This window comes from Geodermatophilus sp. URMC 63 (assembly GCF_053502565.1).
This window is the reverse complement of sequence record NZ_CP199956.1, coordinates 964,078-981,942: the sequence shown is the minus strand read 5'-3', so window position 1 is coordinate 981,942 and position 17,865 is coordinate 964,078. Positions and strand designations below refer to the sequence as shown.

The window sequence follows — 17,865 nt, the reverse complement described above, 5'->3', positions numbered from 1 at the left end:
CCGTGCGCATCGGTGTCATCACCTTCCCGGGCTCCCTGGACGACGTCGACGCCGCCCGTGCCGTGCGCCTGGCCGGGGCCGAGCCGGTCGCCCTCTGGCACGCCGAGCACGACCTGCGCGACGTCGACGCCGTCGTCCTGCCCGGCGGCTTCTCCTACGGCGACTACCTGCGCGCCGGCGCCATCGCCGCCCGGGCGCCGATGATGCGCGACGTCGTCGACCGGGCGCGCCAGGGCATGCCCGTCCTCGGCATCTGCAACGGCTTCCAGGTGCTGTGCGAGGCGGGCCTGCTGCCGGGCGCGCTCACCCGCAACAGCCACCTGCACTTCCGCAACCGCGACCAGCGCCTGCGCATCGAGCGGGCCGACACCGCCTGGACGTCGGACTACGCGCAGGGCCAGGAGGTCGTCGTCCCGGTGAAGAACGGCGAGGGCCGCTACGTCGCCGCCCCGGCCGATCTGGACCGGCTCGAGGGCGAGGGCCGGGTCGCCGTCCGCTACGTCGGCGGCAACCCCAACGGCAGCCTGCGCGACATCGCCGGCGTCACCAGCGCGGACGGCCGGGTGGTCGGGCTGATGCCGCACCCCGAGCACGCCGTCGAGGACCTCACCGGCCCGGGCACCGACGGGCTCGGGTTCTTCACCAGCGTCCTGAAGGCGGTCGTGGCAGCGTGACCGAGTCGGCCACCGCGGGGCTCTCCGACCTCGACACCGGGCCCGGCCCGCTGTCGCACCGGCTCGACACCGTCGACCTCGCCGCGAGCACCTCCGACGTCGAACAGCCCTACGCCGAGCTGGGCCTCAAGAGCGACGAGTACGCCCGCATCCGCGACATCCTCGGCCGCCGGCCCACCACCGCCGAACTGGCCATGTACTCGGTGATGTGGAGCGAGCACTGCTCCTACAAGAGCTCGAAGGTGCACCTGCGCCGCTTCGGGGACCTGCCGCGCAGCGAGGCGCTGCTGGTGGGCATCGGCGAGAACGCCGGCGTGGTCGACGTCGGCGACGGCTACGCGGTCACCTTCAAGGTCGAGTCGCACAACCACCCGAGCTACGTCGAGCCCTACCAGGGCGCGGCCACCGGGGTGGGCGGCATCGTCCGCGACATCCTCACCATGGGCGCCCGCCCGGTGGCGGTCATGGACTCGCTGCGCTTCGGCCGCGCCGACGCCCCCGACACCGCCCGCGTGCTGCCCGGCGTCGTCGCCGGGGTCGGCGGCTACGGCAACTGCCTGGGGCTGCCCAACGTCGGCGGCGAGCTGCTCTTCGACGAGTGCTACGCCGGCAACCCGCTGGTCAACGCGCTGTGCGTCGGTGTCATGCGGCACGAGGACGTGCGGCTGGCCAAGGCCGAGGGCGCCGGCAACAAGGTCGTGCTCTTCGGCGCCCGCACCGGCGGTGACGGCATCGGCGGTGTGAGCGTGCTGGCCAGCGAGACCTTCGACCAGGAGGGCCCGGCCAAGCGCCCGAGCGTGCAGGTCGGCGACCCGTTCACCGAGAAGCTGCTCATCGAGGCGTGCCTGGAGATCTTCGCCGCCGACCTGGTCACCGGGATCCAGGACCTCGGCGGCGCCGGCCTGTCCTGCGCGACGAGCGAGCTGGCCAGCGCCGGCACCGGCGGCATGCACGTCGACCTCGACGCCGTCCCGCTGCGCGACTCCACGCTGACGCCGGCCGAGATCCTGATGAGCGAGTCGCAGGAGCGCATGTGCGCGATCGTCGAGCCGGGCAAGGTGGAGCAGTTCCTCGCCGTGTGCCGGAAGTGGGACGTGCTGGCCACCGTCATCGGCGAGGTCACCGACGGCGACCGGCTGACCGTCGACTGGCACGGCGAGCGGATCGTCGACGTCCCGCCGCGTACGGTCGCGCACGAGGGCCCGGTGTACGAGCGGCCGATGCAGCGCCCCGCCGACCTCGACGACCTGCGGGCCGACGACCCAGCCGCGCTGCCCCGCCCGGCGACGCCGGAGGAGCTCACCGCGCACTGGCTGGCCGTCGTCGCCAGCCCCGACGGCGCGGACAAGACGTGGGTCACCGAGCAGTACGACCGCTACGTGCGCGGAAACACCGTGCTCGCCCAGCCCGACGACGCCGGCCTGGTCCGCATCGACGAGGACTCGCACCGCGGCATCGCGCTGGCCCTCGACGGCAACGCCCGCTTCGCCCGGCTCGACCCCTACACCGGCGCGCAGCTCAACCTCGCCGAGGCCTACCGCAACGTGGCGGTCAGCGGCGCACGCCCGCTGGCGGTCACCAACTGCCTCAACTTCGGCTCCCCGGAGGAGCCGGAGGTCATGTGGCAGTTCTCCGAGGCCGTCCGGGGCCTGGCCGACGCCTGCCGCGACCTGGGCCTGCCGGTCACCGGCGGCAACGTGAGCCTCTACAACCAGACCGGCGACGTCGCGATCAACCCCACCCCGGTCATCGGCGTGCTGGGCGTGCACGACGACGTCCGCACGCGGGTGTCCACCGGTTGGCGAGGCGACGGCGAGACGGTGCTGCTGCTGGGCGAGACGCGGCCGGAGTTCGGCGGCTCGGCCTGGGCGAGCGTCGTGCACGGCCACCTCGGCGGCCGCCCGCCGGCGGTCGACCTCGAGGCGGAGCGGTCGCTCGCCGAGCTGCTGGGGGCGCTGGGCCGCGAGGGCCTGGTCACCTCCGCCCACGACCTCGCCGACGGCGGCCTGGCGCAGGCGCTGGCCGAGTCGGCGCTGCGCCACGGCACCGGGGCGCGGCTGCGACTCGGCGACGACGCGTTCACCGCGCTGTTCAGCGAGTCCGCCGCCCGCGCCGTCGTCACGACCACCGACCCCGAGGGGGTGCGCACCACGGCCGAGTGGGCCGGCGTCGCCGTCACCGAGCTGGGGACGACGGGCGGGGACGCGCTCGCCGTCGAGGGCGTGGCCGACATCCCGCTGGCGGAGCTGCGCGCCGCGTGGACGGCGACGCTGCCGGCTCTGTTCGGGACGCCGGAGGCCGCGGTGGGCACGGTCCCCTCGGGCGCGGTCCCGACCAGCTGACCGTGCCGGCCGCACCGATCCCCGCCGGGGAGCTGCGGGCCGCCGTCGACGCCGTCCGCCCGTGGCTGGCGGGGGAGGCCGAGCAGCCGCCCCGGTCGGTGCTCGGCGCCGCGGTGAAGACCAGCACCCGCTGGCTGGCCCAGCAGGTGCCCGGACGGTCGGTGGAGCTGCGGGTGCCGCCGCACGTCGCCGTCCAGCTGGTGCCCGGGCCCCGGCACACCCGCGGCACGCCGCCCAACGTCGTCGAGACCGATGCGGCGACCTGGCTGCGGCTGGCCACCGGCGAGCTCGGCTGGGCCGAGGCCGTCGCCGAGGGGAGGGTCAGCGCCAGCGGCAACCGCGCCGACCTGTCCGCGCACCTCCCCCTGCGGCCTCTGGGCCGCGGCACGTGACGGGGCCCGGCGTGCGTCGCGGGTGGACCCGGCGCGGGGCCCGGAGGGTCCCCGGCGGGGACACGGGGTGGGCTCCGTACAGCAGGGGGACGGCACCTGGCCGCGGTGTCGTCCGGTAGGACGACGGACAGCACAGCGCCCCCGCCCGGAGGACCGGGCGGGGGCGCGGTGGCGTGTGGTGCGGGTCAGCCGCCGAACAGGGCGCTGGCTGCCTTGACCGTGTTGTACAGCCCGTAGAGCAGGGGGACGCCCACCAGGGCCCAGGCGACGGCGATCAGCCCCACCGGGGTGTGCGTGGGCGTGCGGTCGTCGGTGACGGGGGTGCTCATCGGACGGCGCTCCGTTCGGTGTCTGCGCGGGCGGTGGCGTGGGTGGTGGCGTGGGTGGTGGCGTGGGGCTCGTGCCACTTGCTGGCCACCGGGCGGATCAGCAGGTTGGCGACGAAGCCGACCGCCAGGAGGCCGACCATGATGAACAGCGCCGGGCGGTAATTCGCCGCGACCAGCTGGCCGGGGGTGCCCTGGGTGTCGAGGACGCCGTTGACGATCAGCGGGCCGGCCACACCGGCGGCCGCCCACGCGGTCAGCAGCCGGCCGTGGATGGCGCCCACCTGGTAGGTGCCGAACAGGTCGCGCAGGTAGGCCGGGACCGTGGCGAAGCCACCGCCGTAGAAGCTGATGATGATCGCGGCGGTGAGCACGAAGACCCAGGTGGCCGAGCTGCCGACGAGGGCCAGGATGACGTAGAGCACGATCCCGACGCCCAGGTAGACCATGTAGATCGGCTTGCGGCCGATGAAGTCCGACGTCGTCGACCACGCGAACCGGCCACCCATGTTGAACAGCGACAGCACGCCGACGAAGCCGGCTGCGGTGGCCGGCAGGACCGTGGACGTCTCTCCGGTGCGGAAGAAGTCCTGGATCATCGGCGAGGCCTGCTCGAGGATGCCGATGCCCGCGGTGACGTTGCAGAAGAGGACCGTCCACAGCAGCCAGAACTGCGGCGTCCTGATGGCGTTGGCCGCCGAGACGCTCTCGGTGGTGACCAGCGCCTTCTTCTTGACCGACGACGGGTCGAAGCCCGCAGGCCGCCAGTCGTCGGCCGGCACCCGGACGATGAAGGCGCCGAACATCATGAAGACCAGGTAGATCGCGGCCAGTGTGAAGAACAGCGCCGCCACGGCGTCGCCATCGGGCACCGAGGTGCTGTCGCTGGGGACGTAGGTCGGGTCGTACCAGCTCATCAGCTGGCGGGACAGCGGCGAGGCGATGAGCGCACCGCCACCGAACCCCATGATCGCCATGCCGGTGGCCAGGCCCGGACGGTCGGGGAACCACTTGATCAGCGTGGACACCGGCGAGATGTAGCCGATGCCCAGGCCGATGCCACCGATGACGCCGTACCCCAGGTACACCAGCCACAGCTGGCGGGTCTCGATGCCCAGCCCACCCACCAGGAAGCCGGTGACCCAGAAGACGGCGGAGGTGAACATCGCCGCGCGCGGGCCGTTGCGGTCGACCCAGGTGCCGAACAGCGCGGCGGAGAGGCCGAGCATGACGATCGCGATCGAGAAGATGATGCCGATCGCGGTCAGGCTGGTCTCGAAGTGCGAGACCAGGGATGCCTTGTAGACGCTGGTCGCGTACGCCTGACCGATGCACAGGTGGACCGCCAGCGCGGCCGGCGGGATCAGCCAGCGGTTGAACCCGGGCCGGGCCACGATGCGTTCCCGGGCCAGGAAACTCGGTACTGCCACAGACGGACCTCCGGTCGCGACGTTCGGGTTCCCCCATGGACGGGCCTGTGCGCGAGGTCACGGACCCGCGAGGACGGTATGTCGCGCTCAGACGTGTCGCGCGGCCAGCGGACCCGATCGGGGGACGCCGAGACCGGATCGTTGCGCGGCATGCGATGCCGCACGACCCTCGGGCGGCCCCGGGGCGTCCCGGCGGCGTCACCCCTAGGCTCGCGCCATGGCCTACGAGGTGAGGGGCGTCGTCGCCCGCGGCAAGGGAGCACCGGTCGGCGTGGAGACGATCGTGGTGCCCGACCCGGGCCCGGGGGAGGCGGTGGTGGACGTGGCCGCGTGCGGGGTGTGCCACACCGACCTGCACTACCGGGAGGGCGGGATCAACGACGAGTTCCCCTTCCTGCTCGGCCACGAGGCCGCCGGCACCGTCGCCGCGGTCGGCGCGGGCGTCACCGACGTCGCGGTCGGGGACTTCGTGGTGCTCAACTGGCGGGCGGTGTGCGGGCAGTGCCGGGCGTGTGCCAAGGGGCAGCTGCAGTACTGCTTCAACACCCACAACGCCGCGCAGCCGATGACCCTGGCCGACGGCACCGCGCTGAGCCCGGCACTGGGCATCGGCGCGTTCGCCGACAAGACGCTGGTGCACTCCGGGCAGTGCACGAAGGTCGACCCGGCCACCCCCGCGACCGCCGCGGGGCTGCTGGGCTGTGGGGTGATGGCCGGGGTGGGGGCGGCGATCCACACCGGCGGGGTGCAGCGCGGGGAGAGCGTGGCGGTGTTCGGCTGCGGCGGGGTGGGCGACGCCGCGATCGCCGGGGCGGCGCTGGCCGGGGCGACGACGATCGTGGCCGTCGACGTCGATGACCGCAAGCTGGCGTGGGCCGAGCAGTTCGGCGCCACGCACACCGTCAACTCCCGCGACACCGACGCGGTGGAGGCGATCCGCGGCTACACGGGCGGGTTCGGGGTGGACGTGGCGATCGACGCGGTGGGCCGTCCGGAGGTGTTCACCCAGGCCTTCTACGCCCGTGACCTGGCCGGGCGGGTGGTGCTGGTCGGGGTGCCGACCCCGGAGATGCAGCTGACCCTGCCGATGATCGAGCTGTTCGGCCGGGGTGGAGCGATCAAGTCCTCCTGGTACGGCGACTGCCTGCCCAGCCGGGACTTCCCGCTGCTGGCCGACCTGTCCCGGCAGGGCCGCTTCCCGCTGGCGGACTTCGTCTCCGAGACCATCGGGCTGGACGACGTGGAGAAGGCCTTCGAGAAGATGCACGCCGGCGAGGTGCTGCGCTCGGTGGTCGTCCTCTGATGGCCGGGTCGACCCAGGGCGTCCGCATCGAGAAGGCCGTCGTCAGCGGTGTGTTCAGCCTCGACGGGCAGGACTTCGACGTCGACAACAACGTCTGGCTCGTCGGGGACGACGACGAGGTGCTCGTGATCGACGCCCCGCACCGCGTCGAGCCGATCGTCGAGGCCATCGGCGGCCGGCGGGTGACCGCGATCGTGCTCACCCACGGGCACAACGACCACATCACCGCCGCGGTCGACCTGCGTGAGGCCACCGGCGCGCCGATCTGGTTCCACCCCGCCGACCGGATGCTCTGGAACATGGTCTACGGCGAGGTCCACGAGGGCGTCGACCCCGACGAGGCGCTGGGCGAGGGGACGACGTTCCGCGTCGCCGGCACGACGCTGACCGCGCTGCACACCCCCGGTCACTCCCCGGGCAGCACCTGCCTGCACGCCCCCGACCTGGCCGCCGTCTTCACCGGGGACACGCTGTTCCACGGCGGGCCCGGGGCCACCGGCCGCTCGTTCAGCGACAAGCCGACGATCCTGAACTCGATCCGCAGCCGGCTGCTGACCCTGCACGGCGACACCGTGGTGCACACCGGGCACGGCGAGGACACCAGGATCTCCGCCGAGATCAGCACCGTGCACTGAGACGCGGCCGGCCGGGGCCGACCACGCCGGGCTTCACGCCCGGTCGGCGTCGTCCCCGGCCGCGCTGCCGTCGTTGCTCCCGTCGCCGGGGCCGCCCTCCGGCGTCGTCGTGCGCTCCAGGCGCTGGCGGATCGCCGCGACGTTCAGCGCGAGGTCCTCGAGCGCCTCGACGGCGCGGGTGGCCAGGGCGAACGTGAGGTTCTCGCGCCGCTCCTCGGCGCTCGGCTCCCGGTGCCGCTCCCGCGGGGCCGGACCCCGGTCGGTCGCTCGCGCCCAGGGGTCGTCGTCGCCGCGCGACGGGTCGAACAGGCTGCGCAGCGCCCGCTGGGCCATCTCAAGGAAGTCGTTCGGGTCGGGCCGGTCGTTGCTCATGTCCGCTCCTCTTCCACGCGTGCCGACCGTCAACGGGCCGGAGGCGGCCGGGGTTCCCCCGGCCGGCGCCGCGGGCCGCGCGTGGTGCGCACCACCGGGCGGGACGGCCGGCGGCCGGTACCCTCGAGAGGTGCCTCGCGGTGACGGACGGCTGACGCACGCCCTCGACCCCTCCGCTCCCGGCCCCCAGGACGCCTGCGGCGTCTTCGGTGTCTGGGCGCCGGGGGAGGAGGTCGCGAAGCTGACCTACTTCGGCCTGTACGCCCTGCAGCACCGTGGTCAGGAGGCGGCCGGCATCGCCGTCTCCGACGGCGCCTCGGTCGTCGTCTACAAGGACCTCGGGCTGGTCAGCCAGGTCTTCGACGAGTCGACCCTGGGCAGCCTGCGCGGCCACCTCGCCGTCGGCCACACCCGCTACTCGACGACGGGCTCCTCCACCTGGGAGAACGCGCAGCCGACGTTCCGCACCACCGACGCCGGGACCGGGCTGGCGCTGTGCCACAACGGCAACCTGGTCAACACCGCCGAGCTGGCGAGCAGGGCCGCCGATGCCGGTGTCCGCGGGGCCTTCACCTCCAGCACCGACTCCGATCTGGTCACGGCGCTGATCGCCGCGCGGCCGGACCTGTCGGTCGAGGCCGCCGCGATGGAGGTGCTGCCGCAGCTGCGCGGCGCCTTCAGCTTCACGTTCATGGACGAGGACACCCTCTACGCCGCCCGCGACCCGCAGGGCGTGCGCCCGCTGGTCCTCGGCCGCCTGGAGCGCGGCTGGGTCGTCGCCAGCGAGACGGCGGCGCTGGACATCGTCGGCGCCTCCGTCGTCCGCGAGGTCGAGCCCGGCGAGCTGCTGGCCGTCGACGAGAACGGCCTGCGCAGCCAGCACTTCGCCCCGGCCGAGCCCAAGGGCTGCGTCTTCGAGTACGTCTACCTCGCCCGGCCCGACACCACGATCGGCGGCCGCGGCGTGCACGCCGCCCGCGTCGAGATCGGCCGCCGGCTGGCGAAGGAGCACCCCGCCGACGCCGACCTGGTCATCCCCGTGCCGGAGTCGGGCACCCCAGCCGCGGTCGGTTACGCCGAGGCCTCCGGCATCCCCTACGGCCTGGGCCTGGTCAAGAACTCCTACGTCGGCCGCACGTTCATCCAGCCCAGTCAGACCATCCGGCAGCTGGGCATCCGGCTCAAGCTCAACCCGCTGCGCGACGTCATCCGCGGCAAGCGGCTGGTCGTCGTCGACGACTCGATCGTGCGCGGCAACACCCAGCGCGCGCTGATCCGGATGCTGCGGGAGGCCGGCGCCCTCGAGGTGCACGTGCGCATCTCCTCGCCGCCGGTGAAGTGGCCGTGCTTCTACGGCATCGACTTCGCCAGCCGCGCCGAGCTGATCGCCAACGGCCTCGACGTCGACGGCGTGCGCGCCTCGATCAACGCCGACTCGCTGGGCTACGTCTCCGAGCAGGGCCTCATCGCCGCCACCGAGCAGCCGGCCAGCCGGCTGTGCACCGCCTGCTTCACCGGCGAGTACCCGATCCCGCTCGGCGAGGCCGGCGTGCTGGGCAAGCACGTCCTCGAGGGCATCGAGCGCCGGGTGGACGACGTCCGCTCGGGCAGCGGCTGGACCGGCCGGCAGGCCGGCAGCCCCGCGGTGCCCGGCGGCGCCGACGACGCGCTGCGTCGCCCGTGAACCAGCCGTCCGTGAGCGGGCGCGCGGGGGAGTTCACCTACGCCGCGTCCGGCGTCGACATCGACGCCGGCGAGCGCGCCGTCGCCCTCATGCGGACCGCGGTCGAGCGGACCCGCCGCCCCGAGGTGGTCGGCGGCCTGGGCGGGTTCGCCGGGCTGTTCGCGCTGGACACGACCCGCTACCGCCGGCCGCTGATCGCCTCCTCCACCGACGGTGTGGGCACCAAGCTCGCGCTGGCCCGGCAGCTGGACCGGCACGACACGGTCGGCATCGACCTGGTCGCCATGGTCGTCGACGACCTGGTGGCCTGCGGCGCCGAGCCGCTGTTCCTGCAGGACTACGTGGCCGTCGGGACGGTCGTGCCCGAGCGGGTCGCCGCGATCGTCACCGGCATCGCGGCCGGCTGCGAGCAGGCCGGTGCCGCGCTGGTCGGCGGGGAGACCGCCGAGCACGGCGACCTGATGGCCCCCGACGACTACGACCTGGCCGCCACCGCGGTCGGGGTCGTGGAGGCCGACGCGGTGCTGGGCCCCGAGCGGGTCCGCGACGGCGACGTCGTTGTGGCGATGGCCTCGTCGGGCTTCCACTCCAACGGCTACTCGCTGGTGCGCCGCGTGGTGTCCGCCGCGGGGCTGGACCTGACGACCACGCCGGCCGGGCTGGACCGCCCGCTGGGCGAGGTGCTGCTCGAGCCGACCCGCGTCTACGCGCTCGACTGCCTGGCGCTGGTCGGCGAGCTCGGCGTCGAGGGCGTGCACGCGTTCGCGCACGTCACCGGCGGCGGGCTGGCCGGCAACACCGCCCGGGTGGTCCCCGACGGGCTGCAGGCCGTGCTCGACCGCGGCACCTGGGCGCTGCCCGCGGCCGTCTCGCTGCTCGAGGAGCACGGCGTGCCGCGCGAGGAGTCCGAGCGGGCGTTCAACTGCGGCGTCGGCATGGTCGCCGTCGTCGCTGCCGAGGCCGCCGACCGGACGGTGCGGCTGCTGACCGGGCGCGGGGTGCCGTCGTGGGTGGCCGGCGTGGTCACCGCCGGGGGGACCGGCGCACGGCTGACGGGCAGCTACCGCTGCTGAGGACCCCGGTCCGGGGGCTCACCCCTCACGAGTCGGGGTGAGCCCCCGGACCGGGCCCGTCAGCGACTGGCTGCCCAGTCGTCGTCCGCGTCGTCGTCCGCCCAACGGTCGGCGTACTCGTCGCCGTCGTCATCGTCGTCGTCCTTGCCCGCCGGGGCGGTGTAGGACGACGGAGACCCGGCCAGCTCGCGCTGGAGCGCGGAGAGGTCGGTGTTGGGTGAGCTGTACTTGAGCTCACGGGCCACGCGTGTCTGCTTGGCCTTCGCTCGGCCGCGCCCCATCGGCTCGACCCCCTCATAACGGAGAACGGGAGCCCAGCTCACGGGCTGGACGGCCCGCGTGGCGACCCCGACTGAGTGACTGTGTCTGGACCGAGCTTACGACACCGATGGAACGGGGGCACGGGTCCTCCCCCCGGCGTCCCCCGACCGTGGCCGGCGGCACACCGGCGAGGCGCCGGCCGGGGCTCAGCGGGGCAGGCGGATGGTGGCCAGCCGGCCCACCGCGGCGATGCGCTGCTCGGCGAGCCGGTCGGCGGCCACGGCGGGGGAGACCCCCTCGGCGGCCGCGGTCTCGAAGACGCGCAGCGCGGTGTCGAAGATGCGCGCGGCCTTGGCCTCGGCGCGGGGGAAGGAGAAGCCGTGCCGCTCGTCCTCCACCTGGATCACCCCGCCGGCGTTCACCAGGTAGTCGGGGGCGTACAGGATGCCGCGCCGGGTGAGCTGGTCGGGGATGCCGTCGTGCGCGAGCTGGTTGTTGGCCCCGCCGCAGACGACCTCGGCGTGCAGCACCGCCACGGTCTCGTCGTCGAGGGCGCCGCCGAGGGCGCAGGGGGCGTAGACGTCGGCGGGGGTGCGCACCAGCGCGGCGGTGTCGTCGACGGCGTCGACGCCGGTGTGCCGGGCGAGCACCCGCTCCACCGCGGCGGTGTCGACGTCGCTGACCACGACGTCGGCGCCGTCGGCGACCAGCCGGTCGACCAGCCAGGAGCCGACCTTGCCGACCCCGGCGACGGCGACGGTCCGCCCGGCCAGCGTGGGTGACCCCCAGCGGTGCAGGGCGGCGGCGCGCATCCCCTGGAAGACGCCGAAGGCGGTGAGCACCGAGGAGTCCCCGCACCCGCCGTACACCTCGGAGCGGCCGTGGGCGAAGCGGGTCTCGCGCGCGACGACGTCGAGGTCGGCGTTGGTGGTGCCGACGTCGCAGGCGGTCAGGTAGCGGCCGCCCAGCGCCTCGACGAACCGGCCGTAGGCCCGCAGCAGCGCCTCGGTCTTGTCGGTGCGCGGGTCGCCGATGACGACGGCCTTGCCGCCACCGAGGTCGAGCCCGGCGAGGCTGTTCTTGTAGGCCATGGCGCGGGCCAGGCGCAGGGCGTCGGCGACCGCGTCGTCCTCGCTGGCGTAGGGGTGGAAGCGGGTGCCGCCGAGCGCGGGACCCAGCGCCGTCGAGTGGACGGCGATGACCGCCCGGAGCCCCGACGCGGGGTCGGAGCAGAAGACGACCTGTTCAGCGCCGGATCCGAAGACGTCCACGGTCCCGACCCTAGACGCGGGCGTCACGGCCCCCTGGGATCCGGGAAACCCGATCGCCCGCCGGCCTCAAGGTCCCCCGTCCGGGTGACGACAACAGGAGGGACGGATGTGGGAGACGGCGTCCCGTGGGACCCGGGTGACACCCGTGCCGCGTGCTGTGCACGTGACGGGACGTCACCGGTGCGACGCTGGACCGGCCCCCGCGCCACCCTCTTCCCCAGGGAGCGATCGATGCTGCAGTGCCGTCCCGGCCGGCGCCCGTCCGGTCCCGCCGGAGGAGCACGGGGTCGTCGGGGCGCCCGCGGCGCACTGGTCGGTCTGCTCACCGGGGCGGTCCTGCTGGGCGTGGCCGGGCCGGCGTCGGCCGTCCCCGCGCCGCCGCCGAACCCGACCGACGGGCAGCTCGCCGACGCCGAGGCCACGCAGGAGGCCGCCGCCGCGGAGGTGGGCCGGCTGGCCGCCGAGGTCGCCGCCGCCGAGACCGAGCTCGAGCGCCTCGCCGTGCAGGCCGAGGCCGCCGGCACCGCCTACCTGGCCGCCGAGGAGGCACTCGGGGTGGCCCAGGCGGCCGCCGAGCAGGCCGCCGCGGACCTGGAGGCGGCCACGGGGGCCGTCGACGCCGCCCTCGGCCGCATCGCCGGCTTCGCCCACGACAGCTACGTCAACGGCGCCACCCTCACCACCGCCGCCGCGCTGCTGGACTCCGCCGGCCCCGGCGAGCTGGTGCAGCGGGCTGCGATGCTCGAGTACGTCGGCGACACGCAGGTCGACGTGCTCGACCAGCTCGAGGTCGCCCGCGTGCAGCAGGCCAACGCCGAGTCGACGGCGCGGCAGACGCGTGACGAGATGGCCGCCGCCGAGGACGCGGCGGCCGCCGCCAAGGCCGCCGCCGACGCGCAGGTCGCCCAGCAGCAGGGCGCCGTCGAGGCGGCCACCGCGCACAAGGCCGACCTCGACGGTCAGCTGCAGGCCGCCCAGATCCAGCTGCTGGAGTTGCAGGGCGCCCGCGACGCCTACCAGGAGTGGCAGCGGCAGAAGGCCGCCGAGGAGGCCGCCGCCGCCGCGGCCGCCGCCCGCGCCGCCGAGGAGGCCGCCGCGGCCGCGGCCGCCGCCCGGGCCGCCGCCTCGTCGGCCGCCTCCTCCGGGTCGGGGTCGGGGTCGGGGTCGGGCTCGGGTTCGTCGTCCGGGTCGGCGACCGCGGCCGCGTCGGCCGGCGGGGGCAACTACGTCAAGCCCACCTCCGGCCGGACGTCGAGCTGCTACGGCTTCCGCTGGGGCGCCCTGCACGGCGGCGTCGACATCGCCGCCCCGATCGGGACGCCGATCTACGCGGCCACCTCCGGCACCGTCGTCCGCACCGGGCCGGCCACCGGCTTCGGCGTGGCGGTCTACATCCGGGGCACCGACGGCGCGGTGACCGTCTACGGCCACGTCAACGCCGAGTACGTCAGCACCGGTGAGCGCGTGGTCGCCGGGGAGCTCATCGCCGAGGTCGGCAACCGCGGCCAGTCCACCGGCCCGCACCTGCACTTCGAGGTCCACCCGTCCGGCGCGATGTACGGCGGTCAGGTCGACCCGGTGCCGTGGCTGCGCGCCCGCGGGGTGAGCATCAGCGGCTGCTGAGGAAGGACCCCCTGCCCCCCGCCACTCGCAGGCTCGCAGCGGGCCCCTGCAGGGGGCCGAACTCAGCTGGTGGGTGCCGCCGAGGCGCAGTTGGCCTGGCCGAACTGCTGGACGGCGGTGCCGTCGGGGCCGCCGGCGACCCCGACGAAGTCCTGCGCCGCGGTCTGCAGCTGCTGCTGGCCCTCGGGGGTGGTGGCGTCCACCGAGTTGGCGGTGTCGGAGAAGGCCTGGACGGCGTCGCCGACGACCTGCCACGAGCTGGCGATCTCGGCGGGCGGCTGGACGCTGTCGAACGCGGCCGCCGCCTGCTGCAGCAGGCCGGGCAGCTGCTCGGGCGTGGCCGCGGTCAGCTGGTTGCCCAGCTCGTCGAACTGGGCGGCCTGGGCGCAGAACTGGGCGACGGCGGGGTCGTCGCTGGTGGAATTCGCCGCCGAGCTGCTGGCGCCGGTCGACGACGCCGCGCTGGAGCTGGTCTCGGCGCTGGTGACCTCCGCGGACTCCTCGGCGTTGTCGGACCCCTCGCCCCCGCCGCCGCAGGCGGTGAGCAGGACGGCGGCGGCCGCGGTGACCAGCACGGGACGGGACCTCGACCACAGGGAGCGCATGGGGGGAGGCTAGCCGCCGGGCAGGCGGCCCGCCCCGGCGCGCGGCTACCGTGCCGGGTGTGCACGCCCCGGCCGACCCGCGGACCTCCTGGGACCTCCCGGCGCCCGGCGCGCTGCCGCGGACGGCGGCGCTCGAGCCGCTCGTGACGCGGGTGCTGGCGCCCAACCCGTCGGGGATGACGCTCGACGGCACCAACACCTACCTCGTCGGCGAGCCGGGCAGCGGCCAGGTGGTCGTCGTCGACCCCGGGCCCGACGACCCGGCCCACCTCGCCGCGGTGGAGCAGGCGCTGGCCGCCCGCGACGCGCGCTGCGTGGCCGTCCTGGTCACCCACCACCACGGCGACCACGCCGAGGCCGCGCAGCCCTGGGGAGCCCGCTTCGGCGCCCCGGTGGCCGCCGCCGACGCCGCCGTCGCCGGCCCGCGCGGGCGGGTGCTCGAGGCGGGCAAGCGGTTGCGGCTGGCCGGCACCGTGCTGGACGTCGTCCCCACGCCCGGGCACACCGCCGACCACGTCGCGTTCCGGCTGGAGTCGGGCGCGGTGCTCGTCGGCGACCACGTCCTGGGTCGGGGCACCTCCGTGGTCACCCACCCCGAGGGCGACGTCGTCGCCTACCTGGAGTCCCTGCGCCGGGTGCACGACCTCGGCCCGAGCGCGCTCTACTGCGGCCACGGCCCCGAGCTGACCGAGGACCCCACCGCCGTCCTCGACTACTACCTGGCCCACCGCGCGTTCCGCGAGGCCCAGCTGCTGGCGGCGCTGGTCCGGGGCGCGGGGACGGTCGACGCGCTGGTGGCCGACGTCTACGCCGAGGTGCCGCAGGCGCTGTGGCCGGCCGCGGCGCAGTCCACCCGGGCCACGCTGGCCAAGCTCGCCGCCGAGGGGCACGTGCAGGTCGACGGCGACCGGGTGCGGCTGCCGTGACGGTCCCCGTCGTCCGGGCCGCCGACAGCGAGCACGACCAACGGCGGGCCGCGGCGGCGCTGCGGGCGGGCGGCCTGCGGCCCGGCGACCGGCTGCTCGTCTCGGCGGCGTCCTCGCCGGCGCTGCTGGCCGTCGTCCTCGGGGCGCTGCGCACCGGCGTCGTCCCCGTGGTGCTCGACCCCGCGCTGCCCGCGGCGGAGCGCGCGGCGCTGGCCGAGGACGCCGACCCCGCCCTGGACGCCGGCGCCGCGCCCGACCGGCTGCTCGAGGGCACCGCCGAGGCCGACCTGGCCGACGTCCCGCTGGCCCGGCCGATGCACTACACGTCGGGCACCACCGGCCGCCGCAAGGGCGTGTGGTCCGGCGTCCTGGCCGAGGACGACGCCCGGGCGCTGGCCGCCGAGGAGATCGACCTCTGGGGCTTCGGCCCGGGCGACCGGCACCTGGTGCTCTCGCCGCTGCACCACTCGGCGCCGCTGCGCTTCGCCGTCCACACCCTGCTGGCCGGCGGGGAGGTGCTGCTGCCCGGCCCGTTCGACGCGACCCGGGCGGCGCAGGCCATCGGCGCGCTGCGGCCCACCACCGCCTTCTGCGTGCCCACCCACCTGCAGCGGCTGCTCGCGCACGGCGCCGTCGACTGGAGCTCCTTCCGCCGCCTGGTGCACGCCGGCGCGCCCTGCCCCGAGCCGCTCAAGCGGGCCGTGCTCGGCGCGGCGCCCGAGGGCAGCGTCTGGGAGTTCTACGGCTCCACGGAGGCACAGTTCACCGTCTGCTCGCCGGAGGACTGGCGCGCGCACCCGGGCAGCGTCGGCCGCGCCCGCCCGGGCCGGCGGCTGGAGACCGACGAGCGCGGCCAGCTGTGGTGCGCCGTCCCGCGGTGGGCCCGGTTCGAGTACTGGCGCGCGCCGGACAAGACCGCGGCCGCCTGGCGCGGCGACCGCGTGACCGTCGGCGACCTCGGCCGGGTCGACGACGACGGCACCGTCTGGCTCGACGGCCGCCGCGAGGACCTGGTCATCTCCGGCGGGGTGAACGTCTACCCGGCCGAGGTCGAGGCGGTCCTCGACGCGCACCCGGGCGTGGTGGAGAGCGCGGTGGTCGGCGTCCCCGACGGCGAGTGGGGCCAGCGGGTGGTGGCCGCCTACGTGGGCGACGCCGACCCCGCGGAGCTCGCCGCCTGGGCGCGCGAGCGGCTGTCCCCGGCCAAGCGGCCCAAGAGCCTGCACCCCGTCGGCGAGCTGCCGCGCACCTCCACCGGCAAGGTGCGCCGGCTGGACCTGCCGGCGGTCCTCGGGCTGTGACCCCCGAGGCCGTGACCCCCGAGGCGGTGACCCCCGAGGCCGTGACCCCCGAGGCGGAGGTCGTCGTCGTGGGCGCCGGCTCGTCGGGCTGCGCGCTGGCCGCGCGCCTGGCCGACGCCGGGCGGCGCGTGCTGCTGCTGGAGGCCGGCGCCGACCGCGCCCGGCCCGGCGACTTCCCGGCCGACCTGCGCGATGCCGCCACCCTGGGCGCCACCGTCCCGGGGCACCCGGCGAACTGGTCGCTCACCACCGAGCTCACCCCGGGCGTCCGGGTGCCGCTGCCCCGGGGGCGCGGCGCCGGCGGGTCCAGCGCGGTCAACGGCGGCTACTTCGTGCGCGCCACCCCGGCCGACCACGCCGGCTGGGCCGCCGCGGGCAACGACCTGTGGAGCCTCGCGGCCACCCTGCCGGCCTGGTGCCGCCTGGAGGCCGACCGGGACTACGGCGACCGGCCCGGCCACGGCGCCGGCGGGCCGCTGCCGGTGGGCCGCCCGACCGGCGGCTCCCCGCTGACCGACGGCCTCGCGGCCGCGGCGGCCGAGCTCGGCGTCGCGGAGGAGCCGGACAAGAACGCCGGCGGCCCGCCCGGGTGGGGGCCGGTGCCGTTCACCGTGCGCGACGGCGTCCGGGTCAACACCGCGATGGCCTACCTCTCGCCGCGGCGCGGCCTGCCCGGGCTGACCGTGCGCGGCGGGGTGCGGGTGCGGCGGGTGCTCGTCGAGCGCGGCCGGGCGGTGGGCGTGGACACCGACGCCGGCCCGGTGCGCGCCGCCGAGGTCGTGCTGGCCGCCGGCGCCGTCGGCTCCGCGCAGCTGCTGCTGCTGTCGGGTGTCGGCCCGGCCGCGCACCTGCGCGAGCACGGGATCGGCGTGGTCGCCGACGCCCCGGGCGTGGGCGCCGGACTCAGCGACCACCCGCTGGTCTACCTGCCGTGGACGCCGGTCGCCGGGCTGCCCGACGGCGACTGGCCACTGCCGCTGCACAGCTGCCTGAACGCCACGTCCGAGGGCTCGCCGGTGCCCGGCGACCTGGAGGTGCTGCCGTGGCTGCGGCCGTGGGGGCGGGTGGTCCCCGGCGGCGGCGGGGACCACCGCACGCTGTCGCTGGCCGCCGGCCTCTACCGGGAGGAGAGCCGCGGGCAGCTGACCCTGGCCGGCGCCGACCCCGCCGCCGTGCCGCGCATCGCGCACGGCTACCTGGCGACCGCGGCCGACCGGCGGCGGCTGCGCGAGGCCGTGCGGCTGGCCGCCGCGCTGCTGCGCACCCGCGCGCTGGCCCCGCTGGTGGCCGCCCGCTCCGACCCCACCGACGACGTCCTCGCCGACGACACCGCCCTCGATCACTGGGTCGCCGCGCACCTGGCCACCGCCCAGCACCTGGCCGGCAGCGCCCGGATGGGACCCGACGGCGACCCGGGCGCCGTCGTCGACCAGCACCTGCGGGTGCGCGGGGTCGAGGGCCTGCGGGTGGCGGACCTGTCCGTGCTGCCCGAGGTGCCCACCCGCGGGCCGGCCGCGACCGCCGTCCTGGTGGGCGAGCGCGCCGCCGACCTGATGGGCGCCGGCTGACCCCCTCGTGGTCCGGATCACACCTCGGTTAACGTCGGGCCCCCGTGTTGCAGCCCCCGTGGTGCAGCCCCCCGTCGAG

General features: G+C 75.8%; 17 protein-coding genes. 11 read left to right on the top strand and 6 right to left on the bottom strand.

Features of this window, described 5'->3' with window-relative positions:
- Positions 1-2 precede the first annotated feature (2 nt).
- The 3 genes from purQ to ACWIZO_RS04825 are packed head-to-tail and all read left to right on the top strand — an operon-like array spanning position 3 to position 3,408.
- The gene (purQ, locus tag ACWIZO_RS04835) at positions 3-674 is read left to right on the top strand and encodes a phosphoribosylformylglycinamidine synthase subunit PurQ (protein WP_448641380.1); all 672 of its coding nucleotides are present in this window, start codon (positions 3-5) and stop codon (positions 672-674) included.
- Positions 671-3,016, top strand: a complete 2,346-nt coding sequence (gene purL / locus ACWIZO_RS04830; protein ID WP_448641379.1) for a phosphoribosylformylglycinamidine synthase subunit PurL — start codon at positions 671-673, stop codon at positions 3,014-3,016. Before purQ ends, purL begins: the two co-directional genes overlap by 4 nt.
- 2 nt (positions 3,017-3,018) lie before the next feature.
- Positions 3,019-3,408, top strand: a complete 390-nt coding sequence (locus ACWIZO_RS04825) for a sterol carrier family protein (RefSeq protein ID WP_446757609.1) — start codon at positions 3,019-3,021, stop codon at positions 3,406-3,408.
- Between the two features lie 185 nt (positions 3,409-3,593).
- Here ACWIZO_RS04825 and ACWIZO_RS04820 read toward each other — a convergent pair whose 3' ends face one another.
- The gene (locus tag ACWIZO_RS04820) at positions 3,594-3,737 is read right to left on the bottom strand and encodes an MFS transporter small subunit (protein ID WP_448641378.1); all 144 of its coding nucleotides are present in this window, start codon (positions 3,735-3,737) and stop codon (positions 3,594-3,596) included.
- Entirely contained in the window at positions 3,734-5,164 is a 1,431-nt protein-coding gene (locus ACWIZO_RS04815; protein WP_448641377.1) for an OFA family MFS transporter, read from the bottom strand. Before ACWIZO_RS04815 ends, ACWIZO_RS04820 begins: the two co-directional genes overlap by 4 nt.
- 217 nt (positions 5,165-5,381) lie before the next feature.
- Here ACWIZO_RS04815 and ACWIZO_RS04810 point away from each other — a divergent pair, with 217 nt between their 5' ends.
- Positions 5,382-6,467: an S-(hydroxymethyl)mycothiol dehydrogenase gene (locus ACWIZO_RS04810; protein WP_448641376.1), complete on the top strand. Its 1,086-nt coding sequence runs from the start codon at positions 5,382-5,384 to the stop codon at positions 6,465-6,467.
- Entirely contained in the window at positions 6,467-7,102 is a 636-nt protein-coding gene (locus tag ACWIZO_RS04805) for an MBL fold metallo-hydrolase (protein WP_448641375.1), read from the top strand. The genes ACWIZO_RS04810 and ACWIZO_RS04805 overlap by 1 nt, the downstream gene beginning before the upstream one ends.
- 33 nt (positions 7,103-7,135) lie before the next feature.
- On the opposite strand, the gene ACWIZO_RS04800 is transcribed toward ACWIZO_RS04805, so the two are convergent.
- Positions 7,136-7,474: a hypothetical protein gene (locus ACWIZO_RS04800; RefSeq protein WP_448641374.1), complete on the bottom strand. Its 339-nt coding sequence runs from the start codon at positions 7,472-7,474 to the stop codon at positions 7,136-7,138.
- A gap of 130 nt (positions 7,475-7,604) precedes the next feature.
- On the opposite strand from ACWIZO_RS04800, the gene purF reads away from it, so the two are divergent.
- Positions 7,605-9,158 carry an amidophosphoribosyltransferase gene (purF, locus tag ACWIZO_RS04795; protein WP_448641373.1) on the top strand — a complete coding sequence of 518 codons (1,554 nt, stop codon included), beginning with the start codon at positions 7,605-7,607 and terminating at the stop codon, positions 9,156-9,158.
- A gap of 11 nt (positions 9,159-9,169) precedes the next feature.
- Positions 9,170-10,231 carry a phosphoribosylformylglycinamidine cyclo-ligase gene (gene purM / locus ACWIZO_RS04790; protein ID WP_448641372.1) on the top strand — a complete coding sequence of 354 codons (1,062 nt, stop codon included), beginning with the start codon at positions 9,170-9,172 and terminating at the stop codon, positions 10,229-10,231.
- 59 nt (positions 10,232-10,290) lie between these two features.
- On the opposite strand, the gene ACWIZO_RS04785 is transcribed toward purM, so the two are convergent.
- Both ACWIZO_RS04785 and ACWIZO_RS04780 read right to left on the bottom strand, forming a co-directional pair.
- Entirely contained in the window at positions 10,291-10,512 is a 222-nt protein-coding gene (locus ACWIZO_RS04785) for a DUF3073 domain-containing protein (RefSeq protein ID WP_446757602.1), read from the bottom strand.
- A 186-nt stretch (positions 10,513-10,698) separates the two neighbouring features.
- Entirely contained in the window at positions 10,699-11,763 is a 1,065-nt protein-coding gene (locus ACWIZO_RS04780; protein ID WP_448641371.1) for a Glu/Leu/Phe/Val family dehydrogenase, read from the bottom strand.
- Between the two features lie 231 nt (positions 11,764-11,994).
- Between ACWIZO_RS04780 and ACWIZO_RS04775 the strand changes: the two genes are divergently transcribed.
- Positions 11,995-13,386: a M23 family metallopeptidase gene (locus ACWIZO_RS04775; RefSeq protein WP_448641370.1), complete on the top strand. Its 1,392-nt coding sequence runs from the start codon at positions 11,995-11,997 to the stop codon at positions 13,384-13,386.
- Between the two features lie 62 nt (positions 13,387-13,448).
- Here ACWIZO_RS04775 and ACWIZO_RS04770 read toward each other — a convergent pair whose 3' ends face one another.
- Positions 13,449-13,991 carry a hypothetical protein gene (locus ACWIZO_RS04770; RefSeq protein ID WP_448641369.1) on the bottom strand — a complete coding sequence of 181 codons (543 nt, stop codon included), beginning with the start codon at positions 13,989-13,991 and terminating at the stop codon, positions 13,449-13,451.
- 59 nt (positions 13,992-14,050) lie between these two features.
- Here ACWIZO_RS04770 and ACWIZO_RS04765 point away from each other — a divergent pair, with 59 nt between their 5' ends.
- Genes ACWIZO_RS04765 through mftG form a run of 3 tightly spaced genes read left to right on the top strand, consistent with a single transcriptional unit; the run spans position 14,051 to position 17,786 of the window.
- On the top strand, positions 14,051-14,917 hold the full coding sequence (locus ACWIZO_RS04765; protein ID WP_448641368.1) for an MBL fold metallo-hydrolase: 867 nt from the start codon (positions 14,051-14,053) through the stop codon (positions 14,915-14,917).
- Positions 14,914-16,218, top strand: a complete 1,305-nt coding sequence (locus tag ACWIZO_RS04760) for a class I adenylate-forming enzyme family protein (RefSeq protein WP_448641367.1) — start codon at positions 14,914-14,916, stop codon at positions 16,216-16,218. The genes ACWIZO_RS04765 and ACWIZO_RS04760 overlap by 4 nt, the downstream gene beginning before the upstream one ends.
- Entirely contained in the window at positions 16,215-17,786 is a 1,572-nt protein-coding gene (gene mftG / locus ACWIZO_RS04755; protein ID WP_448641366.1) for a mycofactocin dehydrogenase MftG, read from the top strand. The genes ACWIZO_RS04760 and mftG overlap by 4 nt, the downstream gene beginning before the upstream one ends.
- Positions 17,787-17,865: the final 79 nt, after the last annotated feature.